This is a genomic window from Saccharothrix sp. NBAS 001, from assembly GCF_056640475.1.
The window spans coordinates 1276987-1299875 of record NZ_CM153251.1; the positions used below are offsets into that span (position 1 = coordinate 1276987).

Below are 22889 nucleotides of genomic sequence, written 5' to 3' on the forward strand. Positions count from 1 at the left end.
GTCAGCCCCTCAACAGCTGGCCGCCGTCGATCGGCAGCACGGTGCCGGTGATGTGCCGGGCCTCCAGCGAGGCCAGCAGCAGCACCGTCGGCACCAGGTCGTCGGTGTTCGCGATGCGCCCCAGCGGGATCCGCTCCAGCCACGGCGCGCGCGCCGCCGGATCCGCCATCGAGGCCGAGGTCAGCGGCGTCTCGACCGGGCCCGGCGCGACCGCGTTGACCCGGATCCCGTGCGGCGCGAGTTCCAGCGCCGCCGAGCGGGTCAGCGCGTTCATCGCCGCCTTGGTGGCCTCGTAGTGCCCCAGGCCCACGGTCGGCCGCATCGAGCCCGCCGAGCTGATGTGCACGATCGACCCGCCGCGCCGGGCCGCGATCATCGCCTCGCCGACCACCTGGGTGATCAGGAACGTGCCGCGCACGTTGACCGCCAGCACCGCGTCCATCGCCTCCACCGGCAGCGACATCAGCGGGGCCGCGCCGCCGACCACGCCCGCCGCGTGCACCAGCACGTCGATCGGGCCCAGCTCGGCCACCGCCTTGGCCACCCCGGTCCGCACCGAGTGCTCGTCGCGCACGTCCATGTGCACGGCGAGCCCGCCGAACTCCTCTGCGGTGCGGGCCAGACCCACCGGGTCCACGTCGGCCACCGCGACCCGGTGCCCGCGCCCGGCCAGCGCCGTCGCGATCGCACCGCCGATACCGCCCGCCCCACCCGTGACCAGCGCGACCATCAGACGGCCTCGGCGATCACGACGCGCGGGCCGCCCGGCAGCGGACGGGTCTCCAGCACCCGCCAACCGGTCTCCGCCGGCCGGCCGTGCACCTCGTCCTGCGGGTGCACCACGGCCCCGTCGACCACCGGGTGCTCGCCCGCCATCACCGGGTCGAGCCGGCGGCCGTCGACCGCGTCCGGCAGGGAGTCCAGCACCAGCAGCGTTGCGCCGGGGTCGACCACGCGGCGCGCGGCCCGCAGGACGGCCTTGTTCTGCTCGGCGTCGAACCGGTGCACCACGTGCTCCAGCAGCACCGCGTCGTACCGGCCGGGCACCTCGTCGGTCAACGGGTCGGCCTCGTGCAGCGAGATCCGGTCGGCGACCTCGGGGTCGAGCGCGCCTCTGGCCCGGTCCACGGAGTCCGCGGTGCCCACGAACACCCCGGTGAGCCCGGGGTTGCGCTTGGCGGCCTCGCCGAGGAACGCGGGCGACAGCCCGCCCAGGTCGAGCACGTGCCGGTGCCGGGAGAAGTCGTAACTCTGGGCGAGCACGACCGCGTGCAGCGGGTCGCAGGTCTGCACGCCGTTCGTGGACACGCCCGTCCGGGCCTCGTCCAGCTCGACCGGTCCCGGCCGCGCGGACCGCGTGGACGAGCTGTGGTGCGGGTAGCCCAGGGCGTCCCGGAAGGCCGGGTGCGGGCGCAGGTCGAGCCCGCCCTGCCCGGCCAGGTACGCCTCGGTGACCGGGGTGTTGGCGTACTTGCCGTCCCGGTGCTCCAGCAGGCCCAGGCCCACCATGGCGTCGCCGAGGACGCGCGCGGAGCGCTCGGGCAGCTCGGCGCGCTCGGCCAGTTCCAGGCTGTTCGCCGGACCCAGGGCCAGGGCGCTGAACACGGCCGGCTCGCTCGCCGCGAACAGCTGCTCGGCGGCCGTGTACCCGGTCGCGACGGTCACCGGCGCGGTGGGATCGGTCATCGCGGTTGTCTCCTAGTCCAGTCCGGGGTCGACGACGGCCTTGATCGCGACCATCGACTCCATGTCACGGATCGCCTGCCCGGCACCCGACAGCCCGACGGCCGGGGAGAACATGGCGTCCCACTCGAAGCGGCCGGCGAACGCCGACAGGAAGCGCAGCGCGCGGGCGAGGTCGCCCACGTCGCCGTTGAGCGAGCCCACGACGGTGATCTCGCGGCCCATCACCACGTCCATCGGCACCGGCGCGGCCCGCGGACCCGCGATGCCGACCACGACGTGCGTGCCGCGCCGGCCGCACATGAGCACGCCCTCGCGGTTGGCCGTGGGCGCGCCGGCGAAGTCCAGCACCAGGTCGGCGCCCAGCGCGCCGGTCAGCTCTTCGACCTGGGCGACCCGCTCGTCCGGGTCCGTCACGTCGGTGACGTCGATGGTGGTGTCCGCGCCGAACCCGGCGGCCAGCGCCAGCCGGTGGGCCGGGCCGCCCAGCGTGATCACCTGGCCCGCGCCCGCCGCGCGGGCGAACGCGGTGGCGACCAGGCCGAGCGGACCCGAGCCCTGCACGACCACCGTGGAGCCCGGCTGCACGCCGCCCGCGTTCGCGAACGCGCGCACCACCGTCTTCACCGCGCACCCGGCGGCGGCCGCCCAGGTGTCCGGGATGTCGCCGGGCACCACGATCCGGTGCGCGCCGGGCGGCAGGTAGGCGTACTCGGACAGCCCGCCGATGGCGTACGGCCAGCGGTCGGAGCGCTGGCCGAACCCGTAGCCCCGGTTGTCGCACAGCACCGGCGCGCGCAGCACCGTGCAGCCCTGGCAGTGCCCGCACACCGACTCCGACCAGACCACCCGGCTGCCGATCTCGACCGCCTTGCCGTAGGCGTCCCGGCCGGAGTTGGCGGCCAGCGCCACGACCTCGCCGGTCATCTCGTGGCCGAGGATGATCGGCAGCGGGACGAACGGCATGGCGCCCGCCCACAGGTGGGCGTCGGTGCCGCACAGCGTGGTGCTGGTGATCCGCACGATCGCCGAGCCCGGCGGGAGTTCGGCGGGCAGCGGCACCTCGGTCAGTTCGAGCGGTTCGTTGAAGTCGCGCAGGACCGCCGCGCGGGTCGAGGTGGGACGCATCTACGGCTCCCGGCTGTTCTGGTCGGTGGGTGCGAGGGCGCGAGCCGTCCGCTCGGCCAGCGCGCGGGCCAGGAACGGGTGCGGGCCCCCGGCGGTGAACTCGTCCGGCGCGGCGGGCAACCCGGGGTCGAACCACCCGTCACCGGGACCGGCCGCCGACCCGGGCGGCGGTCCGGCGGCGGCGCGGGTGGACAACGCGCACGCCGCCCCGGCGACCGAGCGCAGCCGGTCCCCGGAGGGGGAGTCCTGCGGCACGAAGGGGACTTCGGTGTCGAACCACCCGTCGCGCGCGCCGGAAGGCCCGCCGGCCGCCCCGGAGGGCGTCGGCGGGCGCGAGTCGTCAGTACGGGTCATGGAACCCCCTTCGGTCCGGTCAGGCCATGGAGTCCCACCGGTCCCGGCGGCGCGTCCACAGCAGGACGACGAGGATCACCAGGAACGGCAGGACGCCGCGGTACTGCTGGAGGGCGGTGACGGTGCTGGCGATGCCCTGGAGCACGCCCAGCGCCACGCCGCCGACGAACGTCCACGCGAAGCTGCGGAACCCGCCCACCAGGGCGGCCGCCAGCGCCGGCGTGATCAGCAGGGCCTGCGAACCGAAGTCGCTGGCCAGCTGCGGTGCCACGATCATGATCGCCAGGGCGCTGGCCGCGCCCGCGGTGCCCCAGACCACCATCGACAGCCGGGGCACCCGGATGCCGATCAGCTCGGCGGTGGTCGGCCGCTCGGACAGCGCGCGCAGCAGCAGGCCGATCCGGGTGCGCTTGAGCAGCACGGTGGGCAGCACGGCGAACAGGACCGCGAGGGCCATCGTGACCACCGCCGTCCAGGTCACCACCACGCCGCCCACCGTGAGCGCCGGGCTGTCGAACGGGCTGGGGAACCGGTGCGGGTGCTGCGCGCCGAACAACCGCAACCCCACCGCGACGAGCCCGGTGAAGGTCGCGATGGTCACCGCGGCCTTCACCCCTTCGCTCGCCTCGGAGAACCAGCGCACCATCACCACGCCCAGCCCCATGTGCAGCGCGGCGGAGGCGATCAGCCCGCACGCGATGGCGAGGAACAGGGGCAGGCCCTCCTCGTACAGCACCACCATGGCGAACGCCCCGAAGGCGCCCACGGCGGCCTGCGCGAAGTTGACCACGGCGACGAGGCGGTAGGTGAGCAGCGTGGACAGGCCCATCAGGGCGTACGCCCCGCCGGTGACCAGTCCCGCGATGGCCGCGGACAGTTGCAGCACAGCAGCCTCCGGCTCAGGCGTTGGGCACGGTGATGAACGTGTCGTCCACCACGACCCACCGCAGGCCGGTCAGGCGGACGATCTTGGACGCCTGGTTGGGCGCGTGCGCCTCGCCGGGGCCGAACTCCCACGGGGTGCCCAGCATCGGGTCCTCGATGGGGGTCATGTCGCGCAGCGCCGCGCCGACCGACTCGCGGGTGATCTCGCCCTTGACCGACTTGAGCACCTCGACCATGAACTTCGCGGCCAGGTATCCGCCCTGGGAGAACGCGGTCGCCTGGGCGTCGCCGCGGCTCACCGCGCTGCGCCAGCCCTTGTTGGCCAGGCTGTCGGAGGTGAACGGCTCGAACTCGCTGCCCGCGTACACGTTCAGGCCGAGCCCGCCGACCGCCTTGGCCACGCTGTCGGTGTAGGCGGGGGCCAGCAGCAGGAAGTCGACGTCGTCCATGCCCTGGGTCTTGGCCGCCTGGAGCCACGGCACGACCAGCTGCTCCGCCGGGTTGAACAGGATCGCGTCGCAGCGCTCCTGCTTGGCCCGCAGCAGGTAGGGCGTGAGGTCGCCGCTCTGCTGCACGGTCTGGTCGTCGATCACCAGCTTCTGGCCGCTGAGCTTCTCCCAGCGGGCCAGCGCTTCCTTGACCGCGTCCTCGGAACCGGGCAGCACGACGGTGAAGTTGCAGACCCGCTTGTCGCCGAGCTTCTGCGTGGCGTGCAGCAGCACGGCGGTCATGAGCGTGAACGGGCCGACGTTCACCGGTGCGATGTTGGGGCTCTGGAAGCACTTCGGGGTGGCCGCGACCGCCATCACCGAGGTGATCTTGGACTGCCGGTAGAACCCGTCGTTGACGTCGCAGTCGGTGAAGCTGGAGGAGCCGACCATCGCCACCACGCCCGCGTCCGCGAGTTCGCGGGCGACCTGGCCGCTGCGCTGGGGGTTGCCCGCGTCGTCCTTGACGATGTACTCGATCTTCTTGCCGTTGATGCCGCCCGCCTCGTTGGCGTCGTCGAAGACGCGCTGGGCGGTCTTGGGCACCTCGGCGGTGATGAACTGGCCGGTGAGTCCGGCGACGGCACCGAGCTTGATGGTGTCGCCACCGCCGCCGGCACCACAGCCGGCCAGCGCAGACGCCGTCAGGGCGGCCGCGGCGAACACGGCTCCCGCCTTGAGGTGCATGCTCATCGAGGTTGTTTCCTTTCGGGGAACGGTTGTTTCAGCGGGCTGCGGAACCCAGGTAGGCGGCGATGACCGCCGGGTCGGCCAGGACGTCGTCCGGCGGACCGAAGGCGATGACCCGGCCGAAGTCCAGCACCACGACGGAGTCGCAGGTGGACCGGACGAGTTCGATGTCGTGCTCGACCAGCAGGACGGCGGTGTCGAAGCGCTCGGGGATCTCGGCCAGCCGCCGCTGCAGCAGTTCGGTCTCGGTGCTGGAGTGCCCCGCGGCGGGCTCGTCCAGCAGCAGCACCGGCGGCCGGCCGGCGGCGAGCCCGGCGACCTCCAGCAGCCGGCGGGTGGCGACGTCCACGGTCTCGATCGGCACGTCGGCGGCGGGGCACTCGAACAGCGCGAGCTGCTCGTCGAGTTCCTCGCCCGACAGCGTCCGGCCGGCTGCGACCTGGACGAACATGCCCACGGTGAGCTGCTCGGGGACCCGCAGCTGCTGGAAGCTGCGGCGCAGCCCGAGCCGGGCGCGGCGGTGCGCGGCGATCCCGTCCACGGACCGGCCGCCCAGCAGCACCTGGCCGCTGTAGTCGGCGGTGAACCCGGTGACGGCGTTGATCAGCGTCGACTTGCCCGCGCCGTTGGGGCCGACCAGGCCGACCACGTGACCCTTGGGCACGACCAGGCTGACGCCGTCGACCGCGGTCAGCGCGCCGAAGCGCACCCGCAGGTCGCGCACTTCGAGGGCGGGCGTGGCGTCGGCGGTGTCGCGCGGGGCGCGCAACCGCAGCGGCACCATGGGCCTGGGGTTGGCGTGGGGGATCGGCAGCGAACCCATCCGGGCCGCCTTCTTGCGCCGCCGCTGCGCCCGCAGCAGGTCGGTCTGGCTGCCGCCCAGGCGCAGCACCTGCACCGCGCCGACGGCGAAGAACAGCACAGCGAGGTCCTGCGGCACGCCGATCGCGTCGAGCAGCATCGGGAACAGCGCGCCCATCAGGCCGCCCGCGATCGCGCCCTCGATGTTGTTGGTGCCCACGAACAGGGCGATCGCGAACAGCGACACGGACGCGAAGGCCGCGAAGTTGCCCGCCGTGACGATGCCGAGCTGGCCCGCCATCAGCCCGCCGCCGACACCGGCCACGAACGCGCTGAGCGCGAACGCGGTCAGCTTGCCCTTGGCGACGCTGATGCCGTGCGCGGCGGCGGCCCGCTCCGAGTGCCGGATCTCGACCAGCGCGCCGCCGGTCCGGGTGCGGTCCAGGTACCGCAGGCCGATGAAGATCACCGTCACGACGACGACGGTGAACACGAAGTACTCGCTGTCGGTGGTGAAGCCCGCCGGGCGTTGGACGAAGTCGTAGTTGCCCTGGCCGGGGTAGGGGATGCCGGTGAACACCACGTCCAGCGCCATGGCGAAGGCGAACGTGGCGACCGCCAGGTTCACCCCGCGCAGCCGCAGCGCGGGCAGCCCGATCAGCACGCCCGCCGCCGTCGCGGCCAGGCCGCCCAGCAGCAGCCAGGCGTAGAACCCGCCGGGCAGGTCGGACACGTTCGCCCAGCCGACCACCCACGCCCCGATGGCGGCGAAGCTGAGCTGGCACAGCGAGATCACGCCCGCCCGGCCGGTGATCAGGCCGTAGCTCTGCATGAACACCGTGGACACGGCCGCGCCGGTCAGCACGAAGGTGAAGTTGTTGTTGGCGAACCCGGCACCGGCCGCGGCCACGACCGCGGCGAACAGCACGCCGAGCACCACGGGGTGCGGCTTGCGCCGAAGGAGGTCCACGCTCAGACTCCGCTCTGGGTGTGGGCGTCGCCCAGGTACAGCGCCCGCAGGTAGCCCTCGTCGGCGCGCAGCCGCCGGCCGTCGCCGGAGTACACGATCCCGCCTCGGGCCATGACGTAGGCCCGGTCGGCGATGCCGAGGGCCAGGGTGGCGAACTGCTCGACCAGCAGCACGCCCACGCCGTTGTCGGCGAGCCGGCGCACCGCGGAGGCCAGCCGGGACACCACGATCGGCGCGAGGCCCAGCGACATCTCGTCGATCAGCAGCACCTTGGGCCGGCCCAGCAGGGCCCGGCCGACGACGAGCATCTGCTGCTCGCCGCCGGAGAGCAGGCCGGCGCGGGCGTGCGGCTGCTTGCGCAGCTCGGGGAACAGGGTGAACACCCGGTCCGGGGTGTCGCCGTGCCGACAGGCTGCGCGGAGGTTGTCCAGCACGGACATCTCGCGGAACACCGCGCGGTTCTGCTCGACGTGCGCGAGCCCGGCGCGGGCGCGCCGCCACGCGCGCAGCTTCTCGACCCGGTCGCCGGCCAGCACGATCCGGCCCGAGGCGACGGGGATGGCCCCGGAGACGCCCTCCAGCAGGGTGGTCTTGCCCGCGCCGTTGGCGCCGAGCAGCGCGGTCACCGATCCCCGCTGCACGCGCAGCGACACGCCCCGCACGATGGTCAGCCCGGACCTGTCGACCGTCACGTCCTCAAGGGACAGCACACTCACCGAATCCACCGTCCTGTCGATCCTCCGGAGTGCGGCCATGCCGAGTGCGGTCTCTCCGGGGGTGATCGGGCAAGAGTGGTCCCGGAGTGCGCGCCCACCGGTCCGTAGAAATACGGAAGCGGTCGCCCGGAAAGGCGAGGGGCGTTCCGCGCGGATGGCTCCGGGTGGTACCACCCGGTGGTCGCCGAGTGCTTTTCCGCCGGTCAGGGGCCGGAGCGGCGGGTATTCTCCGGAATGGTCCCGGACAATCGCCCGGCCGGCCCGCTGTGCACGATTTGGTAACGCCGGAGTCACTCTCCGGCCATGCCCGTGCATATGCACCGTCGCGTGCCGTTCACAGACCCCGTGGCGCGGCGCGCTCGGGCATCCGGCGGAACCCGCGCCGGGCCCGGTCGGCGGAAATGGTCTGGACCTGCGGGCGGAGTCCGGACGGGGCCGGTCCGCCCCGCCGCGACCCCCGCGAACGGCGTCGGTAAAACCCGAAGCCCCCGATGCCTGCGCGGCGCATCGGGGGCTTCAGGGCCGGTTCGCCGACCGGTCCGGGGGCGGATTTCAGTGGGCGCAGTGGCATTCGCCCGGCGGGCAGTGCGCGCACGCCGCGAAATCCGGCAGGTCGAGCGTGGGATTGCGGTCCAGGAATCCGAGCGGCTTGAACATGAATCCGCTGTAATCGACCGGCATGACCGGCCAGTCCTCCGGGCGGGGCAGGTGGGTGGGACCGAAAACGTGCCAGAGCACCACGTCCTCGTCCACCAGCGGCCGGTCCTGCGCGGTCCACCGGGGCAGCCCCGCGCCGCCGGGGTGCTGGTCCGGGTACTCGCCGGCCGGGTAGCGCTCGTCCTCGTGGAAGCGGGTCACCCACAGGTGCTTCGAGGCGAACCCGGCGCGGGCCGCGACCGTCGCGTCCGGCTGGGCCAGCAGCGTCGGGCCGGGCTTGGGGACGAGCTGGTAAGCGCGCGGCTTGCCCAGCCGGTTCACCTCGTCGGAACTGCTCACCACCCAGGTGCGCCCGCGCAGCGGGTCGGCCAGGCGGGCCGCCGTCGACTCGCGGTCCAGCACCGTCGTCGTGGTGGTGAACGCGTTGCCGCGCGGGTTGTCCGGCCCCGTCGGGACGCCGACGAAGTCGACCTCCTCCACGGTGTTCGCCGGGCCCGCGACCTCGGTGTCCAGCCGCGCGCAGAACAGGTGCTGGTGCACCGGGGCCATCAGGCCGGGCGCGATCTCCGCGCCGTACGGGTTGTCGGTGCCCGCGCCGCAGAACACCACGCCGGTCGCCTTGGCCTCCAGCTCGATCGTGCCGTCGAGGTAGAAGTACCAGAAGAAGCCGTAGTCGTAGTTGCCGATGGTGCTGAACGACGAGATCACCAGCCGGCGCGAGCGCCGCACGTCCGACGCGCCGGTGAGGATGTTGGTGTGCTTCCACTGCACGCCGTAGTCCTCTTCGTGCATGCAGATCGCCTGGGGGATGGCGACCGGGTGCCCGTGGTCGTCGGCGAGGACGGCGTCGAAGTAGTGGATGACGCCCAGGCAGTCGCAGCCCAGCCGCAGCGAGTTCGCGTTCTTGCCCAGCAGGTACTCGCCCGCGTCGAAGTAGCTGATCCAGTTGCGCCACGGCGCGGGGTCGCCGTAGGGCACCACCATCTCGGCCATCGACGCCCGGTGCAGCACCGGGTCGCCGCCGAACGAGATCCGGTGCAGGGTCAGGCCCTCGCGGGCGTTGAAGCCGATCCGCAGCCGCCAGCCCTCCCAGGTCACCTCGCTGCCCTCGACGGCGAAGCTGACGCCCTCGGGCTGGGTGATGGAGATCGGCTTGAGCGTGGTGCGGGCGGGCACACCGGTGTAGTTGCCGTGCTCGACGGGCGTCGGCACGTCACCCTCGTCGGTCACCGCCAGCACCTCGTTGGCGATCAGGTCCACCTCGCACAGCAGGCCCTCGACCGGGTGCGCCCACGGGCTGTCGTCCACGTGGTCGCGCAGGAACGTCAGCGCCCGCAGCACGCGGCGCTCGCGCAGCAGCGGCTCGTCGAAGAAACCGGGGGACAGCGGGCCGATGAAGGTCAGCGACCAGTCCTCGATGCCGCGCCGGCGCATCGCCGCCTGCCAGCGCGGGTCGGCCTTGACCAGCTCGGCGCTGCGGTCGTACTCCTCGAACAGGATCGCGGGCTGGCCGTCTTCGGCCGGCTCCAGTTCGCGGTAGGACTCCACCACGCCCTCGGTCGCGTTCACCACGGCCTCGGCCGCGACACCGGTCGCGGTGTCCAGCAGCACGGCCCGCGCCCGGCGGGTGACCGCATCACCCGAACGGTGGGCCCGCACCGTCTCCTTGGCCGGTTCCACCGGCAGGACGCTGGGGAACCGGGTGGTCTCACCGACCTTCCCCGCGCGCACGAGAACGTCCCTGACCTGGGAGATCTCGTCGGCGGTGAACGGGTCGAGCGGATGGGGGCTGTGGGTCATGCCCCGAGTATTCGGCTCGCGCGCGCAAACTTCTTGGCGTGCGGCGTACCGGTCTTGGTCGCCGGCGCACGTTCGCCCGGAGTCAACCTCCGGGCACTGCCGGACAAGACGCCCGACCGCCGGCCGAGGACCATCGGCGCATGACGACCGGCTACGTCTACCACGAATTATACGGGTGGCACGACACCGGAACGCACGCGAGCCTGGCGCCCGCGGACCCACGTCGCGGGATCCAGCCGTTCCAACACCTGGAAAACCCCGAAGCCAAGCGGCGGGTGCACGAGTTGCTGGTGGTCACCGGCCTGATCGACCGGTTGACCCGGCTGACCCCGCGCCCCGCCACCGACCAGGAGATCCTGCTCGTGCACACCCCGGGCCACCTGGCCCGGCTGACCGAGGCCAACGACACCGGCGGTGACGGCGGCGACGGCGGCACCCCGTTCGGCCGGGGTGGCCTGGACGTCGCCCGGCTGGCCGCCGGCGGCGCGATCCGCGCCGCGGAGGCCGTCCTGGAGGGCAAGGTGCACAACGCGTACGCCCTCGTCCGCCCGCCCGGCCACCACGCGGTACCCGATTCCGGCATGGGTTTCTGCATGCTGGCCAACATCGCCATCGCCCTGCGCGCGGTGCGGCGGACGCACAACGTCGCGCGGGTCGCCGTGGTGGACATCGACGTGCACCACGGCAACGGCACCCAGACGGTGTTCTGGGAAGACCCGAACGTGCTCGCGCTCTCCCTGCACCAGGACCGGTTCTTCCCGCCGAACTCCGGGTTCGTCACCGAGCGCGGGGCGGGCGCCGGCTTCGGCTACACGCTCAACCTCCCGCTGCCGCCGGGGACCGGCACCGGCGGCTACCTGGAGGCGACCCGCCGGGTGGTGCTGCCCGCGCTGCGCCGGTTCAAGCCCGACCTGATCGTGGTGGCGGCGGGTTTCGACGCCAACGCGCTGGACCCGCTGGGCCGGATGATGCTCACCCCGCGCGGCTACCGCGAGATCGCCCGGATGGTGCTCGACGCCGCCGCCGACCTGTGCGACGGGCGGGTGCTGTGCGTGCACGAGGGCGGGTACGCCGCCGCCTACGTCCCGTTCTGCGCGAACGCCGTGATCGAGGTGCTCGCGGGCGTCACCGAGCCGCTGCGGGAACCGTTCTCCTTCGACAACATGGGCCAGCAGGAACTCCAGCCGCACCAGGACGCCGCCATCAAGGCCGCCGAGGTCCTGGTCGGCGACATCTGACTCCGGTCCGGCCGTCGCGCCCCGGCGGCCGGGCCGGGTTCCACCTCACCCCGGGGCGAAGCCCGCGCGGAACTCGCCGGGCGCGCCGCCCGTGCGGTGCCGGAAGTACTTGAAGAAGTTCGCCGGGTCGGGGAAGCCCAGCCGCGCGCCGATCGCGGCGGCCGGCAGGTCGGTGTGCGCGAGCAGCCGGCGGGCCTCCAGCACGATCCGGCGGTCCAGGAACTCCTTCGCGCCCATCCCCACGGCGTCCTGCGTGGCGCGGGTCAGCGTGCGCGGCGAGTAGCCCAGGTCGTGCGCGTAGTCCGCGACCTGGTGCCGGGTGGCGAAATCCCGTTCCACGGCCTCCCGGAACCGCAGGAACGCGTCGTTGTAGACCGGGCCCCGGGTGTTCGACGCGAGCGAGAGCCGGTGCAGCAGCGCGCCCAGCAGGTGCGCCAACAGCCGCCCGGCGGCGGCGGCCGGGGTGTGCGCGAGCGCGGCGTACTCGGTGGCCAGGTGCTCGGCGGCGGTCGCGGCGAGCAGCCGGTCCTGCGTGGTGAGCTGCCAGTGCGACGGCCCGAACGGGCTGGCCGAGTCCGGCAGCGGGAAGTCCGGCCGGAACAGCATCAGCGGCCCCTCCATCCGGGCGCGGGCCTGGAACTGCTGCACCTGGCCCGGCCGCACCCACACCACGCTGCCGGGGCGCAGCCGGTAGGGCGTGAAGTCCACGGTGTGCGTGCCGGTGCCGGCCGTGACGAGCATCAGCAGGTGGAACTCCGGCCGCTGCGGGCGGGTCAGGTCGTGCCCGTCGCTCGCGCGGGACCGCAGCACGCCCAGCGTGAGCACCTCGATGCCCAGCTCGGTGCCGGCCGGGTTCCGGTAGGACACGTCCGGGATGTGTCGCTTTTTCACCATGACGTGTCGTTCTCCCACCTCGCCGGTCCGCCCGTGTGTGGCTTGAATATGCACTACGGGCGTCGAACGGCGCCCACCGTCCACTTTGGAGATGCAGAACGGCCATGGCACACATCGCACTCATCGGCGCCACCGGCACCATCGGCACGCGGGTCCTGGACGAGGCGCTGCGCCGAGGCCACACCGTCACCGCGATCGTCCGGGACCCGGCGAAGCTCGACCGCACCGACGCCGGGCTCACCGCCGAGACCGGCGACGTCCTCGACACCGCCGCCCTGCCCGGCCTGCTGGCCGGGCACGACGTGGTGGTCAGCGCGGTCGGCGGCGGCGACGGCCCCGGCCACCAGGCGACCATCGCGCCCGCGGCGAAGTCGCTGGTCGAGGCGCTGCGCGCGGTCGACGGCGCGCCCCGGCTGATCGTCGTCAACGGCGCGGGCAGCCTGCGCGCCGCCGACGGCACGCAGGTCTGGGACAAGCCCGGCCTGCCCGACTGGCTGCTCCAGATCATGCACGCGCACGGCGACGCGCTGGACTACCTGCGCGGCGTCGCGGACGTGAACTGGACCGCGCTGAGCCCGGCCGCCACCATCGAGCCCGGCGAGCGCACCGGCACCTACCGGACCGGCGAGGACGACCTGGTCAGCGATGCCGAGGGCGTGAGCTGGATCAGCGCCGAGGACTACGCGGTCGCCCTGGTCGACGAGATCGAGCGCCCGGCGTTCGAGGGCCGCCGCTTCACCGTCGCCCGCTGAGCGCCGGCCAGGCCGCTGTTCGATAACGACCACTCCCGGGCGAACCGGACATCGGGGAGGATGCGCCCGTCGTGCCGCAGCGTCGCGGCCGACGGGAGGGGTGACCCATGGGCACCGCGTTGACGAGTGTCGGTCTGCCGGTCGCGCTGGCGATCGTGATGTTCGGGCTGGGCCTGTCGCTGACCGTCGCGGACTTCGCCCGGGTGCTGCGGGAGCCCAGGGCCGTCGCGGTCGCCCTGGCCACCCAGCTGGTGCTGCTGCCGCTGGTCTGCTTCGGGCTGGTCACCGCGTTCGGGCTGGACCCGGTGCTCGCGGTGGGCATGGTGCTGCTGGCGGCCTCACCGGGCGGCACCACGGCGAACCTGTTCAGCCACCTGTTCCGGGGCGACGTGGCGCTCAACATCACGCTCACCGCGGTCAACTCGGTGCTGGCGGTGCTCACCCTGCCGCTGGTGGTGAACCTGGCGCTGGGCCACTTCCGGCCGGCCGTCGGCGACGGGGCGGTGGGCCTGGAGTTCGGCAAGGTCGCCCAGGTCTTCGCGGTCGTGCTGGTGCCGGTGGTGCTGGGCATGCTGGTCCGGCGGTGGTCGGCGGGGTTCGCCGACCGCGCGGACCGGCCGGTGCGGATCGTGTCGGCGGTGGTCCTGGTGGCCGTGATCGCCGGCGCGCTGCTGGCCGAGCGCGCGAACCTGGGCGCCTACCTGGCCGCCGTCGGGCCCGTCGCGGCGCTGTTCTGCGCGTGCAGCCTGGCCGTCGGGTACCTGCTGCCCCGGCTGCTGCGGGTCGGGCGGCGGCAGGCCGTGGCGTCGGCGTTCGAGGTCGGCATCCACAACAGCACGCTCGCGATCGCCGTCGCGGTCACCGTGCTGGGCAGCGAGCGGCTCGCCGTGCCGGCCGCCGTCTACGGCGTGATCATGTTCCCGATCGCCGCGCTGGCGGGCTACCTGCTGACCCGGACGCGTGCGGAGGCGGCGCGGCCCGCCGCCTGATCCGGCCGCCCAGCCGGGCCGCGACCACCCCGCACAGCCCGGCGAACGCGGCGGGCACGGCCACGTACAGCTGGTGGCAGCCGACCTCCCAGTCGTGCCGCAGCAGCCGCCACAGCGCGAAACCCAGCCGCCACAGCGCGAACGCCACCAGCACCGCGCCCAGCGCCTGGATGATCTCGCCGAGCCGTCTGCGTCGGGTCAGCACGGGATCGGACACCAGGGTCTCCTCGTACGAGGTCGGCCGCCGGCGCACCGGGCCGGGCGCGCGTCCGGTGCGGTGCGGCACAGCGGGTGGAACCCGTCGTGTTCCCGTTGTGGCGGAACGACGGCCGGCAGGCGTTGCGGCGCGGCGGTGCGCCGCGCCCGGGTGAACCCGGGCACATTGTCGTGGTCGAGGCCGACCGCGACCAGTCGTGCGCGGGCCGGCCCCTGCGGCACCGGTCGGTGCCCCGGGGGCAAAGCCGCTCCAGGCAAGGAGATCGTGCACTCGGCGGCGATCGGCGCCGAGCGCCGTGGACGCGCCGTGCCGTCCATACCGCCCCCTGTGCCCGCGTGCGTTCGGGCTCACGGTAGGGCCGGCGGGCGGAGCAACGGGCGCTATCCGCTCGGGTGCAAGCGGAATTGCTCCGACCCAGTGAAGACGAAAGATGCGGGTCGACCTCCGTGGTGGCAGATTTGCGGTCAGCAGAGGGAAGGGATTCCAGGTGACGAAGTCGGTCGCGGTGCTGGGCACCGGGATGATGGGTGCGGGGATGGCGCGCAGCCTGCTGCGCGCGGGCCTGTCCGTGGCGGTGTGGAACCGCAGCGCGGACAAGGCGCGGCCGCTCGCGGAGGACGGCGCGGTGGTGGCGCCCGACCCGGCGTCGGCGGTCGAGGGCGCGGACGTGGTGCTGACCGTCCTGTTCGACGCGGACTCGACGGCCGAGGTGATGGGCGGGCTGGACCTGGGCGAGGACGTGGTCTGGGTGCAGAGCGGCACGGTCGGGCTGCTGGGCGCGCAACGCCTCGCCGGGCTCGCGGGCGGGGCCGGATATGTCGACGCGCCCGTGCTCGGCACCCGCAAGCCCGCCGAGGAGGGCAAGCTGACCGTGCTGGCGGCCGGTCCCGCCGCGCTGCGCGACCGGGTGGCCCCGGTGTTCGACGCGGTCGGCGCGCGCACGGTGTGGGCGGGGGAGAAGCCCGGCGACGGCCAGCGGCTCAAGCTGGCGGCCAACTCGTGGGTGCTGTCGATCACCGCCGCCACCGCGCAGGCGGTCGCGCTCAGCCGGGGGCTGGGGCTGGAGCCCGCGGCGTTCCTGGACGCGATCTCCGGCGGCGCGGCGGACAGCGCGTACGCGCAGGCGAAGGGGCGGGCGATGATCGCGGGCGACTTCGCGCCGTCGTTCGGCATCGACGGCGCGGTCAAGGACGCGGAGCTGATCCTCGACGCGATGCGCGAGGCGGGCACCGACGACCGGGTCATGCGCGCGCTGCACGAGCAGTACCGGGTCGCCGCCGACCACGGCGGGACGACCGAGGACATGGCGGCCGTGGTGCGGGCGTTCGGGACCTGAGCACGCGCGGGCGGGAACGGGCGTTCTACCCTTCGCGCGTGACGCAGACCGAAGACCGCCCGTTCCCGCCCGCGCTGGCCGCCGTCGCCGAGGTCGAGTTCGACTACGACGACGGCATGGACTTCGAGCCGTACCGCGAGTTCCTGTCCGCACAGGCCACTGTGGACTGGATCCGGGCGTGGACCGACAGCCCGGTCACGCCGGGCGCGGACTACCTGGTGTTCGGCCAGGACGGCAGCGGCGGGCTCGCGGTCCTCTGGCTGGTGCGGCCCGGCGCGCCGCCCGCCGACCAGCCGGTGGTGTTCTTCGGGTCCGAGGGCGAACTCGGCGTGGTGGCGAGCGACCTGGCCGGGTTCCTGTGGGTGCTGGCGGGCGGCGTCGGGCCGGCCGAGGCCACCTGGTTCCCGGACCTGCCCGGCAAGCCGCACGCCGCGCTGCGCGAGATCGCCGAGCGCTTCGCGCCGGGGCGGGAGCGGCCGGCCTTCGACATCGTCGCCGACGCCCGCCGCGAGTTCCCGGACTTCGCCGACACCATCACCGCGCTGATCCGCGAACCCTGACCGGTGCGCGACCGCCGGGCGTTCACGGCACCAGCACGACCTTGCCGGTGACCGTGCCGGACTCGGCGAGCCGGACGGCGCGGGCGACCTCGTCGAGCGGGATGCGCGCGGCGACCTGGGCGGTCAGCTCCCCCTTCGCCAGCAGGGCGAACACCGCGCCCAGGTCGTCGGCGAGCCGGGCCTGGAACGCGGCGCGGCGGCGCTTGCCCGCCCAGATGTTGTAGAACGCGGCGCGGTGCCCGTTGGGCAGGGCGTTCCACCACAGCAGCCGGGCGAACAGCCGCAGCACCGGCAGCCGTGACGAGCCCTGGTCGTTCTTGGTGGACGCGGTGCCGTAGGAGACGAGCGTGCCGCGCGGCGCGAGCAGCCGGTAGGAGTCCACGATCCCCGGCCCGCCGACGTGGTCGAACACCGCGTCCACGCCGGACGGCGCGAGTTCGCGGACCCGGCGGGCGAGTTCTGGGTCCCGGTAGTCGACCGGGGTCGCGCCGAGCGCGCGCACGGCGTCGTGGTGGCGCGGCGAGGCGGTGCCGATCACGGTCGCGCCGGCGAGCCGGGCCAGTTGCACGAGCGTGGAGCCGACGCCGCCGTTGGCCCCGTGCACCAGCACGGTCTGCCCGGACCGGACGCGCGCGACGCGGTGCAGCATCTGCCACGCGGTGATCCCGTTGACCACGAACGACTCGGCCTCGGCCGGGTCCACGCCCGCGGGCACCGGGACCAGGTCGGCGGCGGGCAGCAGCACGTGGTCGGCCCAGCCGCCGGTCTTGGTCAGCGCGGCGAACCGGCGGCCGACCAGGTCGGCGGGCACGCCCGGCCCGACCTCGGCGACCGTGCCGACCAGGTCGTAGCCGGGCACGAACGGGAACGGCGGCTGGTCGTAGTACTTCGCGCGGCGCATCTGCTGCTCGGCGAAGGACACGCCGCCCGCCTCGACCCGGACCACCACCTGGCCGGCGGCGGGGGAGGGCAGGTCGCGGTGCCGCAGGAGCAGGCCCTCGGGCTCCACGGCCCCCGGCAGGACGACTTCGAGTGCCCGCATGACGTTCCTCCAAGTGTGTGGTCGATCAATCACTCTTCTGGTCAGTGAGCTTAGCGAGACACTGTCCACTAATGAGAGTGATTAAACACTCACACTCCGGTGCGGTCAAGCTTCGCGGCCGGCCGCCGGTGTCCGACGATCACCGCGACGGTCGCCGCGAGGAACACCAGCTGCATGATCGTGCGCGGCAGGAGCTGGTCGCCGAACGCGCGGGAGAGGCCCTGCGACGCCGCGTGGACGTTCGCCGGGAACATCCCGACGAGCATCGCGGTCAGCCCGATCGCCGCCCAGCGGGCCGTGCGGCTCCACAGCAGCCCGACCACGCCCGCGAGTTCCAGCACGCCGGTCACCGTGACCAGCAGGCCGGGGGCGGGCAGCGCGGGCGGCACCATCGCGACGAGTTGTTCGCGCAGGCCGACGAAGTGCGCGAGGCCGGTCGCGGTGAACATCGCGGCCAGGCCCATGCGCACGGCGAACGGCCACGGCGGGATCCGGGTCAGGCCGAGGGCGCGCGCGGCGACCAGGGCGAGCGTGACGGTGACGAGGATGATCAGCGGTTCCATGGTGGGCACTCCCGGTGCGATGCGAACTAGACAGTGACAAGATGCGCCTCGAACAGCGAACTTGTCAATGTCTAGATTCGGGCTACGCTGAGCCGGTGACCACTGACCGCCCGTACCACCACGGCGACCTGCGCCGCGCCGTGCTCGCCGCCGCCGTGGACGTGATCACCGAGCACGGCACCTCCGGCGTCGGCCTGCGCGACCTGGCCCGCCGGGTGGGCGTCTCGCACGCCGGCCCCGTGCACCACTTCCGGGACAAGGCGGGGCTGCTCACCGCGCTGGCCGCCGAGGGGTTCGACCTGCTGGCCGACGTGCTGGTGACGACCCGGGACGGGGGAGGGGACTTCGTGGACGTCGGCGCGGCCTACGTGCGGTTCGCGGTGGAGCACCGCGCGCACTTCGAGGTGATGTTCCGCCCCGACCTCTACCACCCGGACGACCCCGCGCTGGTCGCCGCGCAGGCGCGGGCGGGCGCGCTGCTCCAGGGCGGCGTGACCGACGAGGACGACCCGAGGCTGGCTGCGGTCGCCGCGTGGTCGATCGTGCACGGCTTCGCGACCCTCTGGAACGCCGGCGCGCTGTCGCCCGACCTGGGCGAGGACCCGCAGGTCGTGGGCCGCAGGGTCGCCGCGTTCCTGTTCCGGGGCAAGGGGAAAAGCGGGTGACGGCGCAGCGGCCCGCTGCTTGACTGGCGCGCGTGGCCGACCTCCCCGCGCCGTTGCGCGAACGCCTGTCGCGGCTCGACGTCGGCCTGCTGCGCGGCGGGCCCCGGGCGGACGAGGCGGTCCGGCTCGCGTGCGACCTGCTGGTCGCCGGCGTCGCGACCCCGGCCGTGGTCGACCTGGCCGGGGCGTCGCCGACCCGGCTGACCGCCGGTGACGCCGTGCCGGCCGTCCGGCGGATGCTCGCCGAACTCGGCTTCGCACCGGTCGACCTGGACCAGCCACCGTGGGCGGTCGCCCGCGACATCGGCCGGCGGGTGATCGGCGGCACCCTGCCGCCCGAGGTGGGCGCGGGCCACCTGTTCGCGATGTGGGCGGAGTGCGGCCACCCGGACGAGATCGGCCTGCTGATCCTCTCGCTCGACGAGTGGCACGACACCCTGTGCGCCGACGAGGCGATCCGGGCGGAGTTGCGCGATCACGCCTGGAAGGTCGTCCTCGCCTCGGAGGCGCGCCTGGCCGGCGGCTGACCGCTCAGCCCAGCTCCGCGCGCACCGCCGGCATGACCTCGGTGCCGAGGAGTTCGATCGCCTCCATCACGAGCTTGTGCGGCACGCCGGACCAGTCCATGTGCATGGCGTACCGGTTCGCGCCGGTCAACCGGCCGACCGTGATCAGCCGCTCGGTGATCTCGGCCGGGCTGCCCGCGAAGATCGACTGGGCGCCCCGGGTCCACTCGTCGTAGTCCGCGCGCGACGGGATCGACCAGCCCCTGGCGCGGGCCCCGTGCTTCATGGTCTCCAGCCAGTACGGGTAGTAGGCGTCCTTGGCGTCCTGCGAGTTGCGCGCGATCAGGCCGATGGCGCTCATCGTCACGTGCAGGTCCTCCGGCGCGTGGCCACCCGCCTCGCCCGCCCGGCGGTACAGGTCGACCAGCGGGCCGAAGCGCTCCGGCTGCCCGCCGATGACCGCGTACACGATCGGCAGGCCGAGCAGGCCCGCGCGCACCGACGACTCCGGGTTGCCGCCCGTGCCGACCGAGATCCGCAGCCGGTCGCGGTAGGGGCGCGGCAGGACGTGGGCATTCTCCAGCGGGGCGCGGAACTTGCCCGACCAGGTGATCGGGTCCTCCCGGTCGAGCCGGAGCAGCAGCGCGAGCTTCTCCTCGAACAGCTCGTCGTAGTCCTCCAGTCGCGCGCCGAACAGCGGGAACGACTCGGTGAAGGAGCCGCGCCCGGCGAGCAGTTCGGCCCGGCCCCGGCTGAGCTGGTCGAGGGTGGTGAACTGCTGGTAGACGCGCACCGGGTCCTCGGTGCTGAGCACGGTGACCGCGCTGCTGAGCGTGATGTGCTCGGTGATGCTCGCGGCGGCGGCCAGCACGGTGGCGGGGTTGGAGATCGCGAAGTTGTCCAGGTGGTGCTCGCCGAGGCCGTAGAAGCCCAGGCCGAGTTCGTCGGCGAGCTTGATCCGCTCCAGCTGCTGGGCCAGCGCGTCGGCGACCGTGACCTGCTCGCCGGTCGTCGGGTCCGGGTGGCGGTCGGCGAAGCTGAGGAGCCCGAGTTGCATACCTTTTGTGGACACGTCATCAATCTACCGAAAGATTGATGACACGTCAACAACTTGCTACCGTGGCCCGGTGGACGAACCCCGATGGCTGGACGAACGCGAAGCGCGGGTGTGGCACGCCTACCTCGACCTCAACCGCGAGCTGCACGGAGCCCTGGAACGCCAACTGGTCCGCGACTCGGGGCTGTCCAACGCGGACTACTCGCTGCTGGTCCCGCTGTCCGAGGCGCCGGACGGGCTGGTGCGGGCGCGCGAGCTGGGCGCGATGGTCGGCTGGGAGCGCAGCCGGCTGTCCCACCAGGTCGGCCGGATGGAGAAGCGCGGCCTGGTCGCGCGCGAGGAGTGCCTTGAGGACGGTCGCGGCTCGATGGTCCGGCTGACCGAAGCCGGCCGCACGGCGATCGAGGCCGCCGCGCCGGCGCACGTCGAGACCGTCCGGCGGTACCTGTTCGACGTGCTGTCGGAAGAGGAGGTGGACGTGCTGGGCCGCGCGTTCACCCGGGTGCTGGCCCGGATCGCGGCCGGCTAGTCCGACGGGAACGACCGGACGTAGACCCGCAGCGGACGCACCGACCGGTTGACGGCCACCAGCACGCGCCGGCGGCGCGCCCCCGAACCGACCACCGCCCGCCGCGTCTCGACCCGTTGACCGGCCGTGAACTCCCACTGGGCGCCGGAGCCGGCCGGTGGTTCGACCGGCGCGCCGCCGGACTCCGGGCGCCACGGCCGGGCCGGCACCGAGGCGTCGATCCCCGACGCGGCCAGGAACGCGTCGACGCCCTCGTCCGACGCGGTGAAGTCGATCGCCACCGAGGCGTCCGCCCCGACGTGGTACCGGGCGCTGCCGCGGGCGCGGGCGGGCACCGCCACCAGCGCCAGCCGCAGCGCCTCGTCGAACGGGACGTCGGGCCGGCTGCCCGGGTACGCCAGGGGCTCGGAGTCCCCGCGCGGCAGCAGCAGGGCGGCGGTGGCCGCCGTCGCGCCCGCGAGCGCGACGGCGACCACCAAGCGGGTCTTGACGGCCACGTGGCCCGTCCTCCTCGATCGTCCGGGACCGCGCGGCCCCGGGTCCGTCCGGCGGGATCCTCAGGGCTTCTCCGGCACCAGGCCGAACTCGGTCAGCAGCTCGCCGACCTCGGTGTCGTCCAGCTTGCCCAGCAGCCACCGCCGCAGCACGGCGGGACCGGGCAGGTGCAGCTCCTTGCCGTCGCGCAGCCTGCTGGTCGCCGCCAGCAGCGCCCGCACGTCGTAGGTCGACCCGAACACCTCCGGCACGCCCCGGTCGACGTCGAGCAGCGTGTAGACGGCCTCCATCGGCGTGCGCACGGAGTACTCGGTGGTGAAGATGCAGTCCCGGCTGGTCTCCGCGAACTGGCCGATGAACGCGAAGTTCACCGACCCCTCCGGCACCACCGCCGGCCGGTCGCCCGCCCGGCGGGGCATGAAGAACGACGTGACGTAGGGCATCATCACCGGCACGGTCCTGGCCCCGGTCGCGGCCAGCTCGGGGATGTCCTCGACCGGCACGCCCAGGTGGTAGAGCCACTCCTGGGTGATCTCCTCGCCGGTGCACTCCTGCATCGTCTTGGGCACGAAGTCGCCCGGCGTGTCGACGAACAGCGAGTACACCCAGACCACGATCTCGTCGGGCTTCTGCTGCTTGAAGTGCGGCTGCCGGTTGACTGTCCAGCTCAGCAGCCAGGAGGAGTCCTTGACCGTGACGATGCCGCCGGTCACCACCCGCCCGCTGAACGGGTCGCGCTTGCAGATCTTGCGGATGTACTCCGGGATCCGCCGGTCCGCGGTGGTGACCGTCGCCGACTCCCACTTGGTCTGCGGGATGTGCGCGCCGAACACGTCCGGCCGGCCGAACGACGGGTCCTTGGCCGCGATCCGCCGCCACAGGTCCCACGCCGGCGCGGGACCCTCGTCCAACCGCGCGGGCGTGTGGTGGTCGCCGTTGTCGGAGTTCTCGGTGAGCGACCCGATGGTCATGAACAGCAGGTCGTCCGGGCCGAGGTCGACGCCGTCCTGGGCGCCGTCGCGCACCCAGTGCAGCCGGGTCGCCTGCTTGCGCTCCGGGGTGATGTCGAAGTCCACGTCGGTGACCTCGGTGCCGAAGTGGAACACCACGCCCTGGGCCAGCAGCCACTTGTACAGCGGCAGCACCAGCGACTCGTACTGGTTGTACTTGGTGAACTTCAGCGCGGAGAAGTCCGGCAGCCCGCCGATGTGGTGGATGAAGCGGTGCAGGTAGAGCTTCATCTCCAGCGCGCTGTGCCACTCCTCGAACGCGAACATGGTCCGCCAGTACAGCCAGAAGTTGCTCTTGAGGAACTCCTCGCCGAACACCTCGTCGATGCGCTTGCCCTCCACCTCCTCGCGGGTGGCCAGGAAGAGCCGGATGATCTCCTTCTGCGCCTTGTCGCTCAAGGTGAACAGGCCGTCGGTGTGCGCGTCCTGCCCCTGCTTCACGGTGGCGCGCTGGAGCGAGCTGTTCGGGTCGTCCTTGTTGAGCCAGTAGAACTCGTCCAGCACGCTCGCGCCGTCGACCTCCAGCGAGGGGATCGAGCGGAAGAGGTCCCACAGGCACTCGAAGTGGTTCTCCATCTCCCGGCCGCCCCGGATCACGAAGCCCTTGCGGGGTTCCTTGATGCCGTCGAGGGCGCCACCGGGGAGGTCCAGCCGTTCCAGGACGGTGATCCGGTACCCGGCCATCTGCCCGTCGCGGATCAGGAACGCCGCGCCCGCCAGGGAGGCGAGCCCCGCGCCGACGAACCACGCGGACTTGTCGTCCACGCCCTCGGGCTTGCGCGGCCTGGCGAACGCTTCGTAGTTCCCGTTGCTGTAGTACATCCAGTGCCCTTCCCGTGTGCCGGTCCGGCCCCAGTACCCGCG

24 protein-coding genes are annotated in these 22889 nt (G+C 73.2%); 8 read left to right on the forward strand and 16 right to left on the reverse strand.

Annotated elements, in window-relative coordinates; translation table 11 throughout:
* Position 1 precedes the first annotated feature (1 nt).
* The 9 genes from AC0HI0_RS05625 to AC0HI0_RS05665 all read right to left on the reverse strand — a co-directional run bounded on the left by AC0HI0_RS05625 (position 2) and on the right by AC0HI0_RS05665 (position 10172).
* Positions 2-730: an SDR family NAD(P)-dependent oxidoreductase gene (locus tag AC0HI0_RS05625; protein WP_480931172.1), complete on the reverse strand. Its 729-nt coding sequence runs from the start codon at positions 728-730 to the stop codon at positions 2-4.
* Entirely contained in the window at positions 730-1686 is a 957-nt protein-coding gene (locus AC0HI0_RS05630; protein WP_480931173.1) for a methyltransferase, read from the reverse strand. Before AC0HI0_RS05630 ends, AC0HI0_RS05625 begins: the two co-directional genes overlap by 1 nt.
* Positions 1687-1698: 12 nt before the next feature.
* A complete protein-coding gene (locus tag AC0HI0_RS05635; protein ID WP_480931174.1) occupies positions 1699-2811 on the reverse strand; it encodes a zinc-binding dehydrogenase in 1113 nt (370 codons plus the stop codon).
* Positions 2812-3165, reverse strand: a complete 354-nt coding sequence (locus AC0HI0_RS05640) for a hypothetical protein (RefSeq protein ID WP_480931175.1) — start codon at positions 3163-3165, stop codon at positions 2812-2814.
* 19 nt (positions 3166-3184) lie between these two features.
* The gene (locus tag AC0HI0_RS05645) at positions 3185-4051 is read right to left on the reverse strand and encodes a branched-chain amino acid ABC transporter permease (protein WP_480931176.1); all 867 of its coding nucleotides are present in this window, start codon (positions 4049-4051) and stop codon (positions 3185-3187) included.
* A gap of 13 nt (positions 4052-4064) precedes the next feature.
* Positions 4065-5231, reverse strand: a complete 1167-nt coding sequence (locus tag AC0HI0_RS05650; RefSeq protein ID WP_480931177.1) for an ABC transporter substrate-binding protein — start codon at positions 5229-5231, stop codon at positions 4065-4067.
* Positions 5232-5262: 31 nt separating this feature from the next.
* Positions 5263-6999 carry a branched-chain amino acid ABC transporter ATP-binding protein/permease gene (locus AC0HI0_RS05655; RefSeq protein WP_480931178.1) on the reverse strand — a complete coding sequence of 579 codons (1737 nt, stop codon included), beginning with the start codon at positions 6997-6999 and terminating at the stop codon, positions 5263-5265.
* 2 nt (positions 7000-7001) lie between these two features.
* Positions 7002-7715: an ABC transporter ATP-binding protein gene (locus AC0HI0_RS05660; protein ID WP_480931179.1), complete on the reverse strand. Its 714-nt coding sequence runs from the start codon at positions 7713-7715 to the stop codon at positions 7002-7004.
* A gap of 552 nt (positions 7716-8267) precedes the next feature.
* Positions 8268-10172 carry a primary-amine oxidase gene (locus AC0HI0_RS05665; protein WP_480931180.1) on the reverse strand — a complete coding sequence of 635 codons (1905 nt, stop codon included), beginning with the start codon at positions 10170-10172 and terminating at the stop codon, positions 8268-8270.
* 140 nt (positions 10173-10312) lie between these two features.
* Between AC0HI0_RS05665 and AC0HI0_RS05670 the strand changes: the two genes are divergently transcribed.
* Entirely contained in the window at positions 10313-11410 is a 1098-nt protein-coding gene (locus tag AC0HI0_RS05670; protein ID WP_480931181.1) for a class II histone deacetylase, read from the forward strand.
* Positions 11411-11455: 45 nt separating this feature from the next.
* Here AC0HI0_RS05670 and AC0HI0_RS05675 read toward each other — a convergent pair whose 3' ends face one another.
* Complete coding sequence (locus AC0HI0_RS05675) at positions 11456-12304, reverse strand: helix-turn-helix domain-containing protein (RefSeq protein WP_480931182.1); 849 nt, start codon at positions 12302-12304, stop codon at positions 11456-11458.
* Positions 12305-12408: 104 nt separating this feature from the next.
* Here AC0HI0_RS05675 and AC0HI0_RS05680 point away from each other — a divergent pair, with 104 nt between their 5' ends.
* A complete protein-coding gene (locus AC0HI0_RS05680) occupies positions 12409-13056 on the forward strand; it encodes an NAD(P)-dependent oxidoreductase (protein WP_480931183.1) in 648 nt (215 codons plus the stop codon).
* 107 nt (positions 13057-13163) lie between these two features.
* Positions 13164-14045, forward strand: a complete 882-nt coding sequence (locus AC0HI0_RS05685; protein ID WP_480931184.1) for a bile acid:sodium symporter family protein — start codon at positions 13164-13166, stop codon at positions 14043-14045.
* Here AC0HI0_RS05685 and AC0HI0_RS05690 read toward each other — a convergent pair.
* Positions 13969-14262, reverse strand: coding sequence for a hypothetical protein (locus tag AC0HI0_RS05690; protein ID WP_480931185.1), 294 nt, complete (start codon positions 14260-14262; stop codon positions 13969-13971). The two genes, AC0HI0_RS05685 and AC0HI0_RS05690, sit on opposite strands and share 77 nt — an antisense overlap.
* Before the next feature lie 487 nt (positions 14263-14749).
* Here AC0HI0_RS05690 and AC0HI0_RS05695 point away from each other — a divergent pair, with 487 nt between their 5' ends.
* Both AC0HI0_RS05695 and AC0HI0_RS05700 read left to right on the forward strand, forming a co-directional pair.
* Positions 14750-15598, forward strand: coding sequence for an NAD(P)-dependent oxidoreductase (locus AC0HI0_RS05695; protein ID WP_480931186.1), 849 nt, complete (start codon positions 14750-14752; stop codon positions 15596-15598).
* A 38-nt stretch (positions 15599-15636) separates the two neighbouring features.
* Entirely contained in the window at positions 15637-16158 is a 522-nt protein-coding gene (locus AC0HI0_RS05700) for an SMI1/KNR4 family protein (protein WP_480931187.1), read from the forward strand.
* A gap of 22 nt (positions 16159-16180) precedes the next feature.
* Here the strand turns inward: AC0HI0_RS05700 and AC0HI0_RS05705 are convergent, their stop codons facing one another.
* Together AC0HI0_RS05705 and AC0HI0_RS05710 are read right to left on the reverse strand one after the other, a co-directional pair.
* On the reverse strand, positions 16181-17200 hold the full coding sequence (locus AC0HI0_RS05705; RefSeq protein ID WP_480931188.1) for a medium chain dehydrogenase/reductase family protein: 1020 nt from the start codon (positions 17198-17200) through the stop codon (positions 16181-16183).
* A gap of 89 nt (positions 17201-17289) precedes the next feature.
* The gene (locus AC0HI0_RS05710; protein WP_480931189.1) at positions 17290-17763 is read right to left on the reverse strand and encodes a DoxX family protein; all 474 of its coding nucleotides are present in this window, start codon (positions 17761-17763) and stop codon (positions 17290-17292) included.
* A gap of 95 nt (positions 17764-17858) precedes the next feature.
* Between AC0HI0_RS05710 and AC0HI0_RS05715 the strand changes: the two genes are divergently transcribed.
* Entirely contained in the window at positions 17859-18428 is a 570-nt protein-coding gene (locus AC0HI0_RS05715) for a TetR/AcrR family transcriptional regulator (RefSeq protein ID WP_480931190.1), read from the forward strand.
* A 32-nt stretch (positions 18429-18460) separates the two neighbouring features.
* On the forward strand, positions 18461-18955 hold the full coding sequence (locus AC0HI0_RS05720; protein WP_480931191.1) for a hypothetical protein: 495 nt from the start codon (positions 18461-18463) through the stop codon (positions 18953-18955).
* A gap of 4 nt (positions 18956-18959) precedes the next feature.
* Here the strand turns inward: AC0HI0_RS05720 and AC0HI0_RS05725 are convergent, their stop codons facing one another.
* Complete coding sequence (locus AC0HI0_RS05725) at positions 18960-19991, reverse strand: LLM class flavin-dependent oxidoreductase (protein ID WP_480934260.1); 1032 nt, start codon at positions 19989-19991, stop codon at positions 18960-18962.
* 70 nt (positions 19992-20061) lie between these two features.
* On the opposite strand from AC0HI0_RS05725, the gene AC0HI0_RS05730 reads away from it, so the two are divergent.
* Positions 20062-20520, forward strand: a complete 459-nt coding sequence (locus tag AC0HI0_RS05730; protein ID WP_480931192.1) for a MarR family winged helix-turn-helix transcriptional regulator — start codon at positions 20062-20064, stop codon at positions 20518-20520.
* On the opposite strand, the gene AC0HI0_RS05735 is transcribed toward AC0HI0_RS05730, so the two are convergent.
* Together AC0HI0_RS05735 and AC0HI0_RS05740 are read right to left on the reverse strand one after the other, a co-directional pair.
* Positions 20517-21017 carry a hypothetical protein gene (locus tag AC0HI0_RS05735; protein WP_480931193.1) on the reverse strand — a complete coding sequence of 167 codons (501 nt, stop codon included), beginning with the start codon at positions 21015-21017 and terminating at the stop codon, positions 20517-20519. The two genes, AC0HI0_RS05730 and AC0HI0_RS05735, sit on opposite strands and share 4 nt — an antisense overlap.
* Positions 21018-21077: 60 nt before the next feature.
* Positions 21078-22847: an oleate hydratase gene (locus AC0HI0_RS05740; RefSeq protein ID WP_480931194.1), complete on the reverse strand. Its 1770-nt coding sequence runs from the start codon at positions 22845-22847 to the stop codon at positions 21078-21080.
* Positions 22848-22889: the final 42 nt, after the last annotated feature.

What these genes read in the sequence shown, in the direction of transcription:
- AC0HI0_RS05625 (WP_480931172.1), bottom strand. Translation starts at nt 730, where the DNA reads ATGGTCGCGCTGGTCACGGGTGGGGCGGGCGGTATCGGCGGTGCGATC.
- AC0HI0_RS05630 (WP_480931173.1), bottom strand. Translation starts at nt 1,686, where the DNA reads ATGACCGATCCCACCGCGCCGGTGACCGTCGCGACCGGGTACACGGCC.
- AC0HI0_RS05635 (WP_480931174.1), bottom strand. Translation starts at nt 2,811, where the DNA reads ATGCGTCCCACCTCGACCCGCGCGGCGGTCCTGCGCGACTTCAACGAA.
- AC0HI0_RS05640 (WP_480931175.1), bottom strand. Translation starts at nt 3,165, where the DNA reads ATGACCCGTACTGACGACTCGCGCCCGCCGACGCCCTCCGGGGCGGCC.
- AC0HI0_RS05650 (WP_480931177.1), bottom strand. Translation starts at nt 5,231, where the DNA reads ATGAGCATGCACCTCAAGGCGGGAGCCGTGTTCGCCGCGGCCGCCCTG.
- AC0HI0_RS05665 (WP_480931180.1), bottom strand. Translation starts at nt 10,172, where the DNA reads ATGACCCACAGCCCCCATCCGCTCGACCCGTTCACCGCCGACGAGATC.
- AC0HI0_RS05670 (WP_480931181.1), top strand. Translation starts at nt 10,313, where the DNA reads ATGACGACCGGCTACGTCTACCACGAATTATACGGGTGGCACGACACC.
- AC0HI0_RS05675 (WP_480931182.1), bottom strand. Translation starts at nt 12,304, where the DNA reads ATGGTGAAAAAGCGACACATCCCGGACGTGTCCTACCGGAACCCGGCC.
- AC0HI0_RS05680 (WP_480931183.1), top strand. Translation starts at nt 12,409, where the DNA reads ATGGCACACATCGCACTCATCGGCGCCACCGGCACCATCGGCACGCGG.
- AC0HI0_RS05685 (WP_480931184.1), top strand. Translation starts at nt 13,164, where the DNA reads ATGGGCACCGCGTTGACGAGTGTCGGTCTGCCGGTCGCGCTGGCGATC.
- AC0HI0_RS05705 (WP_480931188.1), bottom strand. Translation starts at nt 17,200, where the DNA reads ATGCGGGCACTCGAAGTCGTCCTGCCGGGGGCCGTGGAGCCCGAGGGC.
- AC0HI0_RS05710 (WP_480931189.1), bottom strand. Translation starts at nt 17,763, where the DNA reads ATGGAACCGCTGATCATCCTCGTCACCGTCACGCTCGCCCTGGTCGCC.
- AC0HI0_RS05725 (WP_480934260.1), bottom strand. Translation starts at nt 19,991, where the DNA reads ATGCAACTCGGGCTCCTCAGCTTCGCCGACCGCCACCCGGACCCGACG.
- AC0HI0_RS05740 (WP_480931194.1), bottom strand. Translation starts at nt 22,847, where the DNA reads ATGTACTACAGCAACGGGAACTACGAAGCGTTCGCCAGGCCGCGCAAG.